Consider the following 14144-nt stretch of genomic DNA (forward strand, 5'->3'; position numbering starts at 1 on the left):
CATGTTACGTTGGCTAAAAAATGTTTGGGTATTGAGTCTTAAAGAGCTTAAAAGCTTGTTAGGCGATGTAACTTTGCTAGGGCTGATTGTGGTGTTTCTTTCAGTTGCGGTATATACCGTAGCAACGGGCATTACCACAGAAGTTCGTAATGCTTCAGTGGCGATCATTGATGAAGACCATTCACAGTTGTCATTTCGGATTCGAGATGCTTTACAAGCGCCTTATTTTAAAACCCCTGTGATGATTTCACCCGATCAGGTTGATCAGGCGATGGATAAAGGCGACTATGTTTTTGTACTGACCATTCCAAGCAATTTTGAACGGGATGTGATGGCCAATCGTGAGGTTTCGATTCAAGTCCTTGCCGATGCAACCGCAGTGACTCAAGCGGGGGTGGGGACAACTTATCTGAATCAGATTGTGCAAAATGAAGTGAATGATTTTAAACAGCAGTCCCCTTCAGATTTATTGCCACTGACACCTGTTGTCCAAGTTTTATTTAATCCCAATACGCAAACCCACTGGTACACAGGGGTAGCACAAGTCCTGAACAATATTACCTTACTCGCCATGATTTTGGTTGGGGCAGCGGTTATTCGTGAAAAAGAACATGGCACGATTGAGCATTTACTGGTTATGCCTGTACATGCCAGTGAAATTGTGATGTCTAAAATCGTGACCAATGGCTTGGTGATTACCTTGTCTACATTGCTGTCATTATGGTTGGTTGTGCATTGGGCTTTGGCTGTACCTATTCATGGTTCGATAGGCTTATATGTGCTAGGCACAGCAATTTACTTATTTTCAGTGTCTTCTTTGGGAATTTGTCTGGCAACCGTTGCGCCAACAATGCCGCAATTTGGGTTGCTCTGTCTACCGATTTATATGGTGGCACGTCTGCTATCAGGTTCTGAATCACCGATTGAAAGTATGCCAGACTGGATTCAAAACATTACTTTTTATTCGCCTGTAACCTTATATATGCAGTTTGGACAAGAAGTACTGTTTCGAGATGCAGGCTTTGCAATCGTTTGGAAAAAATTATTGGTCATGAGTGTCATGGGCGCAGCGTTTTTAATATTTGCATTGAAACGCTTTCGCTCCATGCTGGCCAGTCAAGGCTAAATTACGGAGAATAAAAATGCAAAAATCATTTTTGCTAGGGTTAATGAGTAGTTTGGTTTTAGCCGCATGTAGTCCAGTACAAGTTAAATTGAACTCCAGTGTTGCCGTACCCGCACAGTTTCAGCAAGTCGCTCCAGTCACTCCTGAGCATACCGATTTATCACGCTGGTGGTTGACGTGGCATGACCCTGTATTGACGCAGTTGATTGAGCAGGGCTTAAAAAATAATCATGATTTGGCAGCAGCGCGTGCCAATTTACAGGCGGCACGTGCCAATGCTGCTTTGGCTTTGGCAAATTTAGGTCCAAGTGTGGCTCTGTCCGCAGGTGCTGAAGCACATCATCTCCAATTGGATAATCCACTGAGTCAGCAAACACAAACGCTGCTTTCAACAGTTGGTGCAAGCACGTTAACTCAAGATCAATTAAAAGCCACTGGCTACAGTGAACATGTCGGATTAGCTGCAAGTTGGGAACCTGATTTTTTTGGAGGAAAACGCAGTGATGCTGATGCTGCCCAATATGCCAGTGTTGCCGTGATGCAGCAGGGATATGCTGCGCAAATGTTGATTGCCAGTGATATTGCTGAAAATTATTTAAAAGTTAGAGGTTTACAGAAAAGAATACAGATTGGACAACAAACCATTCAAAGTTTGTCTGAGCTGCAGCGTTATATTGATGGGCGCTTTAAGGCAGGGCAAGTAACAGCCTATGATGTGCATGATGTTGAGATTAAAAAGCAAAGCTTACAGGCACAATTAGCCACTTTACAGGCACAGGCAGACGCGTATCAACGCAATATTGCGGTATTAACAGGACAAGACCCACAGCAGTTTCATCTCGCTCATTCGATAGATATTCTTCAGCATCTTCCTGCACGTCCTCAGGGAGAAACGCCGCTGAGTGTACTCAATCGCCGACCCGATTTACGTCAGCAATATGCTTTATTACAAGCCTCTAGCGCACAGATCGCCAGTGCCAAAGCCGATTTATTGCCACGCTTTAAGTTGGAGTTCTTAGGGCAAATGGGACAAATTCGACTGGATAGTGATCGCTCAGAACTGCAAGGTTTTGCAGGTTTAGTGAGTGCAGGTGTAAGCCTGCCGATTTTTACTTCTGGACGAATTCAGCGCAATATTGAAGCACATGAGGCGCAGACTCAAGCGTTATTGGCACATTATGATCAGTTATTACTGAAGTCTTTGGCGGAAGTAAACAGTGCCTACCAATTACAAAGCAGTTTGTTTCAGCAAAACCAGTATTTGAGTCAAGCGACAGCTCAAGCCAATACCCAAGTTAAACAAGCCAATCAGTTGTTTAAATTTGGCAATCTGACTTTAGATAAAGTCTTACTTGCAAGAATCAATGCTCAAGACTTGCAAGATCGCTTGGTACAAGGACATTTGGCAGAAGCCAGTAATCTACTCAGTTTATATAAAGCGCTAGGTGGAGGCTGGCAGCCAGAAATGGAGTAAGCGAAGTTTTGTTCGGTGAATTTTCTATTTTCAAGAGGGCTTGATGTTTTTGGATATCAAGCCCTCTTTTTTGACTGGTCATATCAAAGAAAATGATAGATAAAACAAAGAGAATATATCTGAATATGAATTCAAATCTACTATACAATAAGTAGGTTATCGGCACAGTTCAGACAATAACAGGAAGAACGATCAGGGTTCAGGGGATTGAATATGCGTATGAAAAAATTACTATGGCTTGCAACCACAAGCCTTATGTGGCTGAGTGCGACACAAGCACAGGCAACCAGTTTTAATAATGTGGTTATTTTTGGAGATAGCCTAAGTGATGGTGGTAACATTGCCTTATATACCGCAGGAACTCAAGCACGCTACACCACCAATCCGGGACAGACAGCGGCAGAGTTGGTGGCTGAGGGAGTAGGAACAACCACATCTCCCTCATTACTCGGTGGAACGAACTATGCGTGGGGTGGCTCGGGAGTTGTGAATAGCTTATATAGTGGTATTCCAACTTTACAGCAGCAGTTACTTCAATATCTGAGTTCAACAGGTGGAACAGCCGATGCCAATACTCTATATCAAGTATGGGGTGGAGCGAATGATATTTTTGGTCTGATCCAAACTTCAGGCATTACTCAAGCTCAGTTAGTGACAGGCACAACCACAGCTGCAACGACGGAACTCTCTTTACTGTCTTCGCTGCAACAGGCGGGTGCAAATTATGTTGTGGTCTATAACTTGCCAAATATGGGTTTAACGCCCTCTGCATTAGAGCAAGGAACAACGGTTGCAGGTTATCTGACGCAGTTATCTCAATTGTATAATTATAATTTAAGCAATGGTTTAGACAGTTTAAGCTCATCAGGGCTTAATATTGTTCCTGTCAATGTGTATGGGTTACTCAATGAAGTGGTTGCTAATCCAAGTGCTTATGGCTTTAGTAATGTAACCAATGAAGCTTGTGGTTTAGGTTCATCTTCGGTTGCTTGTGGACCTGCGGGTTCGGGGGCAACTTATACCTATGCTGCAGGCACAGATGAAAGCTATCTGTTTGCAGACGGGGTACACCCAACGACGGCAACTCATCGCTTATTAGCTCAAGCTGTACTGGCGGAGCTTGCTGCACCAGGTCAGATGTCTTTATTGTCAGAAGTACCCCTTGCGATCACCAAAGCGCAGTATCGAACAGTTAAGAATGAAATGCTGACCGATGTAGATGGCGGAGATACACGGGTATTTTTTAATCTGGATTATAATCATCAAAAACTCAAAGCATCTGACAGCTCACCACAACTGAGTAATAATAATGTGAACTTCATGGTGGGTTCAGATACTCAAATTACCCCGAATTTTTCAGCAGGCGTTGCGATGAGCCTGAATCAGCAAAATGGTAATTTTTCGAGTCAAGGTAATTATAAACTATTTGATGTCAGTGGTTTAGGATACGGTATTTATCATAAAGATAATGCTTATATTGGTGGCTTTGCCAATGCAGGCAGTTTGCATTTTACGGATATTAAACGCCGTTTACAGTTAGGTACAGCAGAGCGTACCGAAACAGCCGATGCACAGGGCTACCATGTGGGCGGTGGCTTAGATGGTGGATGGTGGTTTAACTTCAATGATTTGAAAACAGGGCCATTTGTTCATTTAGAATGGCAAACCATTAAAGTCAATGATTTTGCTGAGCATGGTACAGACAGTACAGCCATGTGGTTTGGTGAACAACAACGCGATTCATTTGTAACCAGTGCAGGCTGGCGTTTAAAAGGTGATTGGAAATACCGTGATGTTGTTGTATCGCCATTTGCTGAGGTGGCTTGGAATCATGATAATCAAGCTGACTCACATAGTATTCGTGCGGGTCTTAATAGTATGGGCGGAAGTTTTGTACTTTCAGGTTATACTCCTGATAAAAACTGGGGAAGTGCAAGCCTAGGTTTAACGACACAGTATTCAGCAAATCTTGCAGCATGGGCAAGTGCCAATGGTGAGTTTGCCAACAATCAGGCTGAAGATTTTGGTGTCAATGTTGGGATGAAGTATTCATTTTGATGTGTAAGTTGATGGAAAAAGAGCCACCTTGATATGGCTCTTTTTGCTAATCAATCAGCATCAGATCCGCAGTATTTTCCAGTTTAAGCGGACGCAGTGCAAAAATAGAACGGGTATGCCGAATCCCCTTAATCGAATACAATTTTTTTCTAAGAAATTTTTCATAGTGCTCGGCATTTTTAACAGCAACTTTAATTAGATAATCATAATCACCTGTCACCAAATGTGCTTCGATCACTTCAGGAATATCCGCGAGTGCCTGACTAAACTGTTCTAGAATTTCATCGTCATGCCGTTCCAAAGTAATTTCAATAAAAAACAGTTCATTGATCCCAATCGCTTTAGGATTGATGTTTGCGGTATAGCCATCAATAATTTTCAGTGTTTCCAGTCGCTTTAAGCGCGTCCAACATGGGGAGGAGGATAAACCAACAACTTCTGAAAGCTGTGCAACGGTTAAACGTCCATTGGAACGTAATGCAGATAAAATTTTTCGGTCAATCTGGTCAAGTGTGTATTCTGTACTGTTCATGAATTAAACTACGGAAGAATCATCTTAAAAATACCAATATACTTTATTTTTATTTTGCTGAATCAAGAAAAAACCAAAAAATCGGGCAACATTTGTGATTCATCGGTTATACACTGAATACATAAGGTCAGAGTCACTTGGGTAATGGCTTTGATTGACAAAATGCCCCTGTATGGGAAGGGTACCTGAACAGGGGCATTTTGTTATATTTATTTAAAATTTATCAGAAATTTTTCAATCTCTGCTCGCCAAGGAATCGAAGGCTGTGCGCCTGCTTTGGTTACGGCTAAGGCTGCTGCTGCACTGGCAAAATAACAGGCATCGATGAAACCCTGACCTTCAAGGAGTGCGGTCATTAATGCACCATTAAAGGTATCACCCGCGCCTGTGGTATCAACTGCATGAACTTTAAATGCAGGAATGTGTTGACCTTGCCTATTTTGACTGAGCCAAACACCATGCTCACCTAAAGTAATCATGACATTTAAGATACCTTTGTCATGAAGGATTTGCGCTGCCTGTTCAGCACTTGAAAGGTCTTTGACCTGTATGCCTGTGAGCTGTGAAGCTTCCGTTTCATTGGGGGTGATGAGGTCAATCTGTTGTAAAAAATCGGTAGATAACGTCTGTGCAGGCGCAGGGTTGAGCACCACCATTTTACCTGCTGCCTTGGCAATTTTTACAGCTTCAAGCAAACTGTCTAAAGGCGTTTCGAGTTGCAACAACAATGCATCTGCTTGACGAATCTGATTCGCATGTTTCTTCACATAACTTTTGTCTAAAAAGGCATTTGCACCTGCATAAATTCCAATACAGTTTTCAGCTTCACGATTGACAAAAATCAGCGCAACACCTGTGGTCTGCTCAGGAACTTTATGAACAGATTGGAGGTTGATTCCATCTTGAGTGAATTGCATCAAAATATCATCGGCAATAGCATCACTGCCTAAACAGGCAATAAAAGCTGTGTTCGCACCACTTCGACTGGCGGCAACCGCCTGATTTGCACCTTTGCCACCAAAAGCCAACTGATAATGCTGTCCAGTAATGGTTTGTCCTGCTTGGGGAAAAGCAGGGACATTTAAAATATGATCGACATTGATACTGCCAAGAACTACGAGCTGTTTATTGTTATTTGTCATATATAGGCTCACAACGAATTATTGCTGACAGCATAAAAGATTTTGAGGGGTGGGTGAAGATGAACCTAGACGATGGTTGCTGCACAGAGAAAATTCCTCAAAGTTTATATGGAATTTGTTAATATCGAATTTTACTTTTTCGTGCCTTTGCCATGGCAGTTTCAGCTTACTATCGTCGTACACGTCGCTATTGCTATGATGTGCTTCATAATTCTGATTATGATACTCCTGCAAGCCGTTATTTTAACTATTTGCTGATTATCATGATTATTGCCAATGTTTCGGCGGTTTTGGTTGAGTCTATTGATCATGTTTATTTGGCACACGCGGTTTATTTTGATCGCTTTGAACATATTTCAATTGCAGTGTTCACGTTTGAATATTTGCTAAGACTATGGAGCGTGGTCGAAGAAGATACGGAAACACCTGCATGGAAACAGCGCTGTCGCTGGTTGTTAAGTGGTGCAGCTATCGTTGATTTTATTGCAATTTTCCCTGCATATCTCAACTTTTTTGTGCATATGGATTTGAGCTATTTACGAATCTTGCGCTTACTGCGGTTACTGAAATTGACCCGTTATTTTGTGTCATTACAAATTTTGTTGAATGTTATTGAGCGTGAGAAAGGTTCATTTCAGGCGGTCATCTTTATTTTAATCATTATGATTGTACTGGCAGCAGGAGGTGTTTATGCCTTTGAACATCATGCTCAGCCACAGGTATTTGGCTCGATTCCACAGGCCATGTGGTGGGCAGTTGTGACTTTAACCACCGTTGGATATGGCGATGTCACTCCTGTGACCAACGCAGGAAAATTGCTTGGTTCGGTGATTATGGTACTCGGGGTGGGACTTGCGGCTTTACCCGCAGGTATTTTAGCAACAGGTTTGGCCAATGAGCTGAACGTGCGTAAGCAACGCCTTGAACAGGAATTTCGCGAACTGATTATCGAAAAAGATTTGGATTTGGTAAATGATGAAAAACAAATACAAAAAATTGGGCGTACAGTAGGGTTAAGAAAAGAGCAGATTCATGAAATTCAGATGCAACTTATTCGAGAACAAATCCTTGAAGAAAAAGAACAACAATTAAAACATTATAAATATTGTCCACATTGTGGTGAAAAATTGCATGATTAAGATTAGCTTAATTTTTACTTAATATTATCATCATATGAAAATTAATCTGCTTTTGTACTATTTTGTATCTATATGCATGAGATTACAACAAGTATAGTTTTCGCCAATTTGCACCTTGAAAAATTTTCGTTACAATGCGACCTTAGTCTTTTATAAAGTTTTGCTAAAGACTAAGCAGTCTTGCAAAAAATACTATCTGGAGGAATTGCAATGCAATGGACTAAACCTGCTTATACTGATATCCGTATTGGTTTTGAAGTGACTATGTATTTTGAAGCGCGCTAAGCCTCGCTGTTTATAGTCAATTTATAAGCCCTAGATTTACTAGGGCTTATCTCTTTGTAAAAGTTAAAAATTATGTATATTCATGTATTAGGATCAGCAGCAGGTGGTGGTTTCCCACAGTGGAACTGTAACTGTGCCAACTGCTCGGGCTTACGCCAAGGAACGATTCAGGCTAAACCGCGTACTCAGTCTTCAATTGCCATTTCCGAAAATGGAGTTGACTGGATTTTGTGTAATGCTTCTCCTGACATTCGTCAGCAACTTTTTGATTTTAAAGCGGCACAACCTGCACGTAAATTGCGTGATACAGGAATTCGTAGTGTCGTATTGATGGACAGTCAACTCGATCACACCACAGGGCTCTTAACCTTGCGTGAAGGTTGCCCGATGGATGTGTGGTGTACCGAAATGGTGCATCAAGACCTGACCACTGGTTTTCCGATTTTTAATATGCTGAAACACTGGAATGGCGGTTTGCAGCATCATCTGATTGATCCAAAACAAGCTTTTCAAATTACTGGCTTTGATCAATTGGAATTCCAACCGCTGATTATTCGCAGTGCTGCGCCGCCGTATTCTCCACATCGTCATGATCCGCATGATGGAGACAATATCGCACTGATTGTTCGTGATCTTAAAACCCAAAAACAACTGTTCTATGCCCCAGGGCTTGGAAAAATCAGTGACGAGATCATGCAGATTATGGCAGCGTCGGATTGCGTGATGATTGATGGAACATTGTGGGCAGATGATGAAATGCAGCAATGTGGCGTCGGTCAAAAAACTGGGCGTGAAATGGGGCATTTATATATTGGTGGCGAAGGTGGTTCGTTGTCTTATCTGGATCAGCTCGACAAACCGCGCAAGGTGTATATCCACATTAACAATACCAATCCGATTTTAAATGAAGCATCTGCCGAATGTGCCGAGTTACAGGCGCATGGTGTGGAAGTGGCATTTGACGGCATGCAGATTGAACTTTAAGGGATAATAATGACAGAGCAAACACAGGCAATGAGCCCTGAACAGTTCAAGCAGGCGATTTTAGATAAAGGGCGTTATTACCATATTTATCACCCGTTTCATGTGATGATGTATGAAGGCAAAGCCACGCAGCAGCAAATTCAGGCGTGGGTGGCGAACCGTTATTATTATCAGATTAATATTCCTCTGAAAGATGCAGCGATTATGGCGAATTGCCCTGACCAGCGCGTGCGTCAGGAATGGATTCAGCGCATGATTGATCAGGATGGTATTTTTCCTGATGGCGGCGGGCGTGAAGCATGGTTGCGCTTGGCGGAAGCTGTGGGCTTGACCCGTGAACAAGTCATGTCTGAAGAACTGGTACTGCCAGGCGTGCGTTTTGCTGTAGATGCCTATGTCAACTTTGCCCGTCGTGCGCCGTGGCGTGAAGCGGCCAGTAGTTCATTAACCGAGTTGTTTGCACCGCAAATTCACCAGTCACGTCTGGATTCTTGGCCACAGCATTATCCGTGGATTAATGACCAAGGCTATGAATATTTCCGTTCCCGTTTGAGTCAGGCACGCCGTGACGTAGAACATGGGATGAGCATTACCCTTGAATCATTTACCAGCTATGCTGAACAGCAACGTATGCTGGAAATTTTGCAATTTAAACTCGACATTTTATGGACGATTTTAGATGCATTGACCTTGGCCTATGTACACAATCAAGCCCCATATCATAGTGTGACTGAACAACGCGTTTGGCATACAGGATTGTTTAAGTGAGTGAAAAAATGGATTTTGACTTAGCGCAAGTGCCTGCATGGCGACAAGGCTACCGCTTCCAGTTTGAAGCGGCACAAAATGCCCATGTGATTTTGTACCCTGAGGGAATGATCACACTCAATGGCAGTGCCGCCGCGATTGGACAGCAGATCGATGGACAGCGTTCAGTGGCAGACATTGTGACTGCACTGAAACAGCAGTTTGGTGATATTGCGGAAATTGAGCAGGACGTGGTGGATTATATGCTGGTGGCACAGCAACAACACTGGATTGACCTGCATGGCTGAGGGTGTTGGCTTACCACTTTGGCTGTTGGCAGAGCTGACTTATCGCTGCCCGTTACAATGCCCGTATTGTTCCAATCCACTGGATTATGCTGCGTATCAGCAAGAACTCAGCACTGACGAATGGTGTCGGGTGTTTGATCAGGCACGTCAGATGGGGGCGGTGCAATTGGGGTTTTCGGGCGGTGAGCCTTTGGTACGTCAGGACTTGGAACAACTGGTTCAGCATGCGCATCAGCTTGGGTTTTATACCAACCTGATCACTTCGGGTATGGGACTGACTGAAGAACGGATTGCCGCGCTGAAACAGGCGGGGCTAGATCATATTCAGGTCAGTTTCCAAGCTAGTGATCCAACGGTGAATAATGCCTTGGCAGGTTCCAAACATGCTTTTGAGCAGAAATATGCCATGAGCCGTTTGGTCAAGCAGTATAATTATCCGATGGTGCTGAACTTTGTGATTCATCGGCATAATATTGATCAGATTGATAAAATTATTGAACTGTGTATTGAGCTTGAAGCCGATACAGTGGAATTGGCGATTTGTCAGTTTTATGGTTGGGCATTTTTAAATCGTCAGGGATTGTTGCCGACCAAAGAACAACTGGTTCGTGCAGAACGAATTACCAATGAATACCGTGCCAAACTCAAACAGCAAAACCATCCTTGCAAATTGATTTTTGTGGTGCCCGATTATTATGAGGAACGTCCCAAAGCCTGTATGAATGGTTGGGGCAAAATCTTCCTGACTGTTGCACCCGATGGCACAGCATTGCCATGTCATGCTGCACGTCAGTTACCGATTCAGTTTCCGAATGTCCGAGAGCAAAGCTTGTCAGAGATTTGGTATCAATCCAAAGGTTTTAACACATTTCGTGGCGATGCGTGGATGCCAGAACCGTGTCGAAGTTGTGATGAAAAAGGCAAAGATTATGGTGGCTGCCGTTGCCAAGCCTTTATGCTGACAGGGGATGCCAGTCAGCCTGATCCAGTCTGTGGAAAATCGTCACAGCATCATTTGATTGAACAGGCACGGGCTGAAAGCGAGCAACCGCTGACTTTTGAGCAACTGCAATTTAGAAATCCGCGCAATTCTAAAAAATTAACCCGAATCCAAGTGCAACAACTTGAGGGTAAATCATCATGAGTTTGGTGTTTGATGGGCACAATGACGTGCTGACACGCTTATGGTTGAGCGATTTACCCAACCCTGCTCAGGCATTTTTACAACAACGCCTTACAGGGGAAATGGATTTGCAGCGTTGCCAAATGGCAGGTTTTGCAGGTGGCTTGTTTGCCATGTTTGTACCGCCATTTGAATATGTACAGCAGCATACACCTCATAAACTGGCTAATCCGCAGGCTGATCAGTTTAGCCAGCAGGACATGCAAAACATTTGTTTGAAGCAACTGGCAATTTTACAAGAGATTGTTGCAGATTCTCGGCAGCAGGTGAAACTCTGTACCCGTGTGACAGAAATTCGTCAGTTTATTGAACAGCAGAAATTGGCAGTGGTGCTGCATCTGGAAGGTGCAGAAGCAATTGCCGAAGATCTTGAATTGTTAGATGTGTTTTATCAAGCGGGTTTGCGCAGTATTGGTCCGCTATGGAATCGCCCCAGTTTGTTTGGACATGGCTTAAAAGCAGCATTTCCACATTCACCCAACACAGGTGCAGGGCTGACTGAGTTAGGTAAACAGTTGGTGAAGCGCTGTGCTGAACTGCGCATGCTGGTGGATGTATCGCATATGAACGAACGTGCCTTTTGGGATACGGCAGAACTGTTGCACCAGCCGCTGGTCGCTACGCATTCCAATGCCCATACCTTATGTCCACAAGCACGTAATTTGACCGATCATCAATTGAAAGCCTTTCAGGAAACGCAAGGCATGATCGGGGTGAATTTCGATACCGTATTTTTACGTGAGGATGGTCAGCGTAATCGCGAGACTTCGCTTGATGTGATTTTAGATCATATTGAATACTTGATAGCACATGTCGGAGAAGCACACGTGGGCTTTGGTTCAGACTTTGATGGTGGTTTTATCAGTCAGGAACTTGAAGATGTGACAGGTTTGCCAAAGATTGTGCAACGCATGCAGCAGCGTGGTTATTCTGAACATCTGATTCATCAGTTATGTCGAGAAAACTGGCTCAATACCTTGGAACGAATTTGGGGTAAATAGCCTAAGTCATTCAGATACACGCCACCATCAAGATGGCGTGCAAACCCAAAACTTAGAATGTCCAGTTTAAAGTGAGTGTTGCTTTTAAAGGCTCACCCGGTTGAACCCAGTAATTGGTATAACTCGACACATAATAGGTGCGGTTAAACAGGTTGCTGATATTGAGCTGCACCCGAACATCTGGACGCGGCAAGAGATAACCACCGACATTCACTACAGTAAATGAAGGTAAGCTTGTGCCATTATCGATGTAATTCGCGCTGCGTTTTCCAAAGTAGTTGATATTTCCCACCAGTCCCGCAGGGTAATCTGCAATATGGAACTGATAATCTGCTGATAGGTTCGCGGTATGTTTTGGAATATTTTTCAGACGTGCACCTTTGACATCAACTTCACTTTCAATCACTGAAGCATGGGTCAGCGTATAGTTCGCGTTAATCCGTAAATTTTCGGTGAGTTGATGCTGCAATTCGACTTCGAGCCCGTGACTTTGTACATGCCCACTATCGACATAACTGTCGCTAATGCCTTCAGTCAGCAAATGGTGCTTATCCAGATTAAAATACGTCAGTCCCAACCAGCTTTTTGGCAAGAACTGATATTTCGTGCCGATTTCCCAGCTCTCGGTTTTTTCAGGGGCATAGAGTTGATTGTTCTTGTCTAAACCTGTATTGAGTTCAAAGGATTTGCCCCAGTTGCTATATAACGACCATTTTTCAGTCGGTTGATAATTAATTGCAGCGCGTGGGGTAAATGGAGTAAAGGTTTGTTTGGCAGAAATCCCTGTGCGGTAATCATCAATCTGTTGCTGTAAACGGTTATAGCGCCCACCTAACACCACATTCCATTGATCATTCAGGAAGATCTGATCTTGCAGGTTGAGTCCCAACATGTCTTGGGTTTCTTGGCTGTATTTGGTGGTACGGGTCAGCGGTAAAATCGTCTGACCATAGGCAGGATTGGCAATGTTAATCGGACTACTTGCCCCAGATGCACTTCTTAACTGTAACTGGTCAATGGTGTAGTGACCTGCTTCAACGTTGGCAACGACTTCATGGCGAATCGAACCTGTACTGAATTTTCCACGTAAAATCTGCTGAAACTGGGTGGTGTCAGTTTCAAAATGTCGATAGCGGCGGAAACGGTTGGCTGTTAAACCATTACTACTGATCGATGAAATTTCAGTCGATGTACCTTCACGTTCGCCGTGTTCATAGCTCAGTGCAGTGGTACTGTCCCAATTGTCATTAAATTGATGATTGAGGCGAAGCTGAACCATTTGATCTTTAATCTTGATATCGCCATCGCTGGGTTCACCGTAAAAACTGTGAATGTTCCCAAACTGACCGTTGACCATGGGAATGCCACGGTCAAACACACCGCGATAATTTGCAAATTCGGTATCGAGATTGAGCTGGGTCTGATCGGAGATTTTCCATGCCAGTTGTGGCGCAATGTAATCGTGTTGATTGTCCACATGATCGCGGAAACTTTGATTATTTTCATACGCCACACCTAAGCGGTAGGCAAGTGCATCATTGATGGCACCTGTGGTATCGATTGAACCACGATACTGCTCTTCGGTACTGCCACTGACAGAAACTTCGGTTTTAGGTTGCCACTCAGGCTGTTTGGTGGTGATGTTCATGATTCCGCCAATTGCACCTTGCCCATACATGGCTGCCATCGGCCCTTTGAGAAAATCAATCGACTGGATGTTGACCATATCTCGGGGCGCATGAATCCCACTCAGAGAACTCAAACCGTTACGCATGTACATCGTGCCCATATTCGGGTCGGTGCTAAAGCCACGAAATGAATAGTTATCCCAAAATCCACCACCATAACTGTCCTGATACATCACGCCATTCACCAAAGCCAGTGCATCGCTGACCCGCTGGATGTTGTAGTTTTGAATATCTTTTTCAGAAACATGCGATTTGGTAAAGGGCACTTCAAGCAAGTTGTGTTTGAACTGGGTGATGGCCTGAGAGGACAAATGGCGTTCATCCTGTTTTTCGGCAGAAACTGTAATAGTCGGTAAATCTGAAACGGTGGTTGAGTCACTCACCTGATCAGCAGCATAAGCCGTTGCAGAAATAGATGCAGCAAGAATTCCCCAAGTTAAAGGGTGCAATAAAAAATGATTTGGCATAACAAAGAGC

General features: G+C 43.6%; 13 protein-coding genes. 10 read left to right on the top strand and 3 right to left on the bottom strand.

Annotated features, from left to right (window positions below):
* The first annotated feature begins 1 nt into the window (after nt 1).
* The 3 genes from LVY74_RS03490 (at nt 2) to LVY74_RS03500 (ending at nt 4658) form a co-directional block, all read left to right on the top strand.
* Nucleotides 2–1126 carry an ABC transporter permease gene (locus LVY74_RS03490; RefSeq protein ID WP_237813857.1) on the top strand — a complete coding sequence of 375 codons (1125 nt, stop codon included), beginning with the start codon at nt 2–4 and terminating at the stop codon, nt 1124–1126.
* Between the two features lie 16 nt (nt 1127–1142).
* Nucleotides 1143–2600 (top strand): efflux transporter outer membrane subunit, encoded by a 1458-nt coding sequence (locus LVY74_RS03495; RefSeq protein ID WP_237813858.1) that lies wholly within the window; start codon nt 1143–1145, stop codon nt 2598–2600.
* 219 nt (nt 2601–2819) lie between these two features.
* Nucleotides 2820–4658 carry an autotransporter outer membrane beta-barrel domain-containing protein gene (locus tag LVY74_RS03500; RefSeq protein WP_237813859.1) on the top strand — a complete coding sequence of 613 codons (1839 nt, stop codon included), beginning with the start codon at nt 2820–2822 and terminating at the stop codon, nt 4656–4658.
* A gap of 46 nt (nt 4659–4704) precedes the next feature.
* On the opposite strand, the gene LVY74_RS03505 is transcribed toward LVY74_RS03500, so the two are convergent.
* Together LVY74_RS03505 and rbsK are read right to left on the bottom strand one after the other, a co-directional pair.
* On the bottom strand, nt 4705–5190 hold the full coding sequence (locus tag LVY74_RS03505; RefSeq protein WP_237813860.1) for an Lrp/AsnC family transcriptional regulator: 486 nt from the start codon (nt 5188–5190) through the stop codon (nt 4705–4707).
* Nucleotides 5191–5399: 209 nt separating this feature from the next.
* Nucleotides 5400–6332, bottom strand: a complete 933-nt coding sequence (gene rbsK, locus LVY74_RS03510) for a ribokinase (RefSeq protein WP_237813861.1) — start codon at nt 6330–6332, stop codon at nt 5400–5402.
* A gap of 152 nt (nt 6333–6484) precedes the next feature.
* On the opposite strand from rbsK, the gene LVY74_RS03515 reads away from it, so the two are divergent.
* From LVY74_RS03515 to LVY74_RS03545, 7 genes are all read left to right on the top strand, one after another.
* A complete protein-coding gene (locus LVY74_RS03515; RefSeq protein ID WP_237813862.1) occupies nt 6485–7471 on the top strand; it encodes an ion transporter in 987 nt (328 codons plus the stop codon).
* 210 nt (nt 7472–7681) lie between these two features.
* Nucleotides 7682–7756: a pyrroloquinoline quinone precursor peptide PqqA gene (gene pqqA, locus LVY74_RS03520; protein WP_111892195.1), complete on the top strand. Its 75-nt coding sequence runs from the start codon at nt 7682–7684 to the stop codon at nt 7754–7756.
* Between the two features lie 72 nt (nt 7757–7828).
* Nucleotides 7829–8740: a pyrroloquinoline quinone biosynthesis protein PqqB gene (gene pqqB, locus LVY74_RS03525; RefSeq protein WP_237813863.1), complete on the top strand. Its 912-nt coding sequence runs from the start codon at nt 7829–7831 to the stop codon at nt 8738–8740.
* 9 nt (nt 8741–8749) lie between these two features.
* A complete protein-coding gene (gene pqqC / locus LVY74_RS03530; protein ID WP_151709197.1) occupies nt 8750–9508 on the top strand; it encodes a pyrroloquinoline-quinone synthase PqqC in 759 nt (252 codons plus the stop codon).
* An 8-nt stretch (nt 9509–9516) separates the two neighbouring features.
* On the top strand, nt 9517–9795 hold the full coding sequence (pqqD, locus tag LVY74_RS03535) for a pyrroloquinoline quinone biosynthesis peptide chaperone PqqD (protein ID WP_237814100.1): 279 nt from the start codon (nt 9517–9519) through the stop codon (nt 9793–9795).
* Nucleotides 9788–10939 carry a pyrroloquinoline quinone biosynthesis protein PqqE gene (pqqE, locus tag LVY74_RS03540; protein ID WP_237813864.1) on the top strand — a complete coding sequence of 384 codons (1152 nt, stop codon included), beginning with the start codon at nt 9788–9790 and terminating at the stop codon, nt 10937–10939. Before pqqD ends, pqqE begins: the two co-directional genes overlap by 8 nt.
* Nucleotides 10936–11979 carry a dipeptidase gene (locus LVY74_RS03545; RefSeq protein WP_237813865.1) on the top strand — a complete coding sequence of 348 codons (1044 nt, stop codon included), beginning with the start codon at nt 10936–10938 and terminating at the stop codon, nt 11977–11979. The genes pqqE and LVY74_RS03545 overlap by 4 nt, the downstream gene beginning before the upstream one ends.
* Before the next feature lie 52 nt (nt 11980–12031).
* Here LVY74_RS03545 and LVY74_RS03550 read toward each other — a convergent pair whose 3' ends face one another.
* Entirely contained in the window at nt 12032–14134 is a 2103-nt protein-coding gene (locus LVY74_RS03550; RefSeq protein WP_237813866.1) for a TonB-dependent receptor, read from the bottom strand.
* Nucleotides 14135–14144: the final 10 nt, after the last annotated feature.

The sequence above is a fragment of the Acinetobacter sp. ME22 genome (assembly GCF_022012315.1).
Classification (GTDB): Bacteria; Pseudomonadota; Gammaproteobacteria; order Pseudomonadales; family Moraxellaceae; genus Acinetobacter; species Acinetobacter brisouii_A.

Excerpts from the sequence above, each read along its gene's own strand:
- LVY74_RS03490 (WP_237813857.1), top strand. The coding sequence starts at position 2 with ATGTTACGTTGGCTAAAAAATGTTTGGGTATTGAGTCTTAAAGAGCTT.
- LVY74_RS03495 (WP_237813858.1), top strand. The coding sequence starts at position 1,143 with ATGCAAAAATCATTTTTGCTAGGGTTAATGAGTAGTTTGGTTTTAGCC.
- LVY74_RS03500 (WP_237813859.1), top strand. The coding sequence starts at position 2,820 with ATGAAAAAATTACTATGGCTTGCAACCACAAGCCTTATGTGGCTGAGT.
- LVY74_RS03505 (WP_237813860.1), bottom strand. The coding sequence starts at position 5,190 with ATGAACAGTACAGAATACACACTTGACCAGATTGACCGAAAAATTTTA.
- rbsK (WP_237813861.1), bottom strand. The coding sequence starts at position 6,332 with ATGACAAATAACAATAAACAGCTCGTAGTTCTTGGCAGTATCAATGTC.
- LVY74_RS03515 (WP_237813862.1), top strand. The coding sequence starts at position 6,485 with ATGGCAGTTTCAGCTTACTATCGTCGTACACGTCGCTATTGCTATGAT.
- pqqB (WP_237813863.1), top strand. The coding sequence starts at position 7,829 with ATGTATATTCATGTATTAGGATCAGCAGCAGGTGGTGGTTTCCCACAG.
- pqqC (WP_151709197.1), top strand. The coding sequence starts at position 8,750 with ATGACAGAGCAAACACAGGCAATGAGCCCTGAACAGTTCAAGCAGGCG.
- pqqD (WP_237814100.1), top strand. The coding sequence starts at position 9,517 with ATGGATTTTGACTTAGCGCAAGTGCCTGCATGGCGACAAGGCTACCGC.
- pqqE (WP_237813864.1), top strand. The coding sequence starts at position 9,788 with ATGGCTGAGGGTGTTGGCTTACCACTTTGGCTGTTGGCAGAGCTGACT.
- LVY74_RS03545 (WP_237813865.1), top strand. The coding sequence starts at position 10,936 with ATGAGTTTGGTGTTTGATGGGCACAATGACGTGCTGACACGCTTATGG.
- LVY74_RS03550 (WP_237813866.1), bottom strand. The coding sequence starts at position 14,134 with ATGCCAAATCATTTTTTATTGCACCCTTTAACTTGGGGAATTCTTGCT.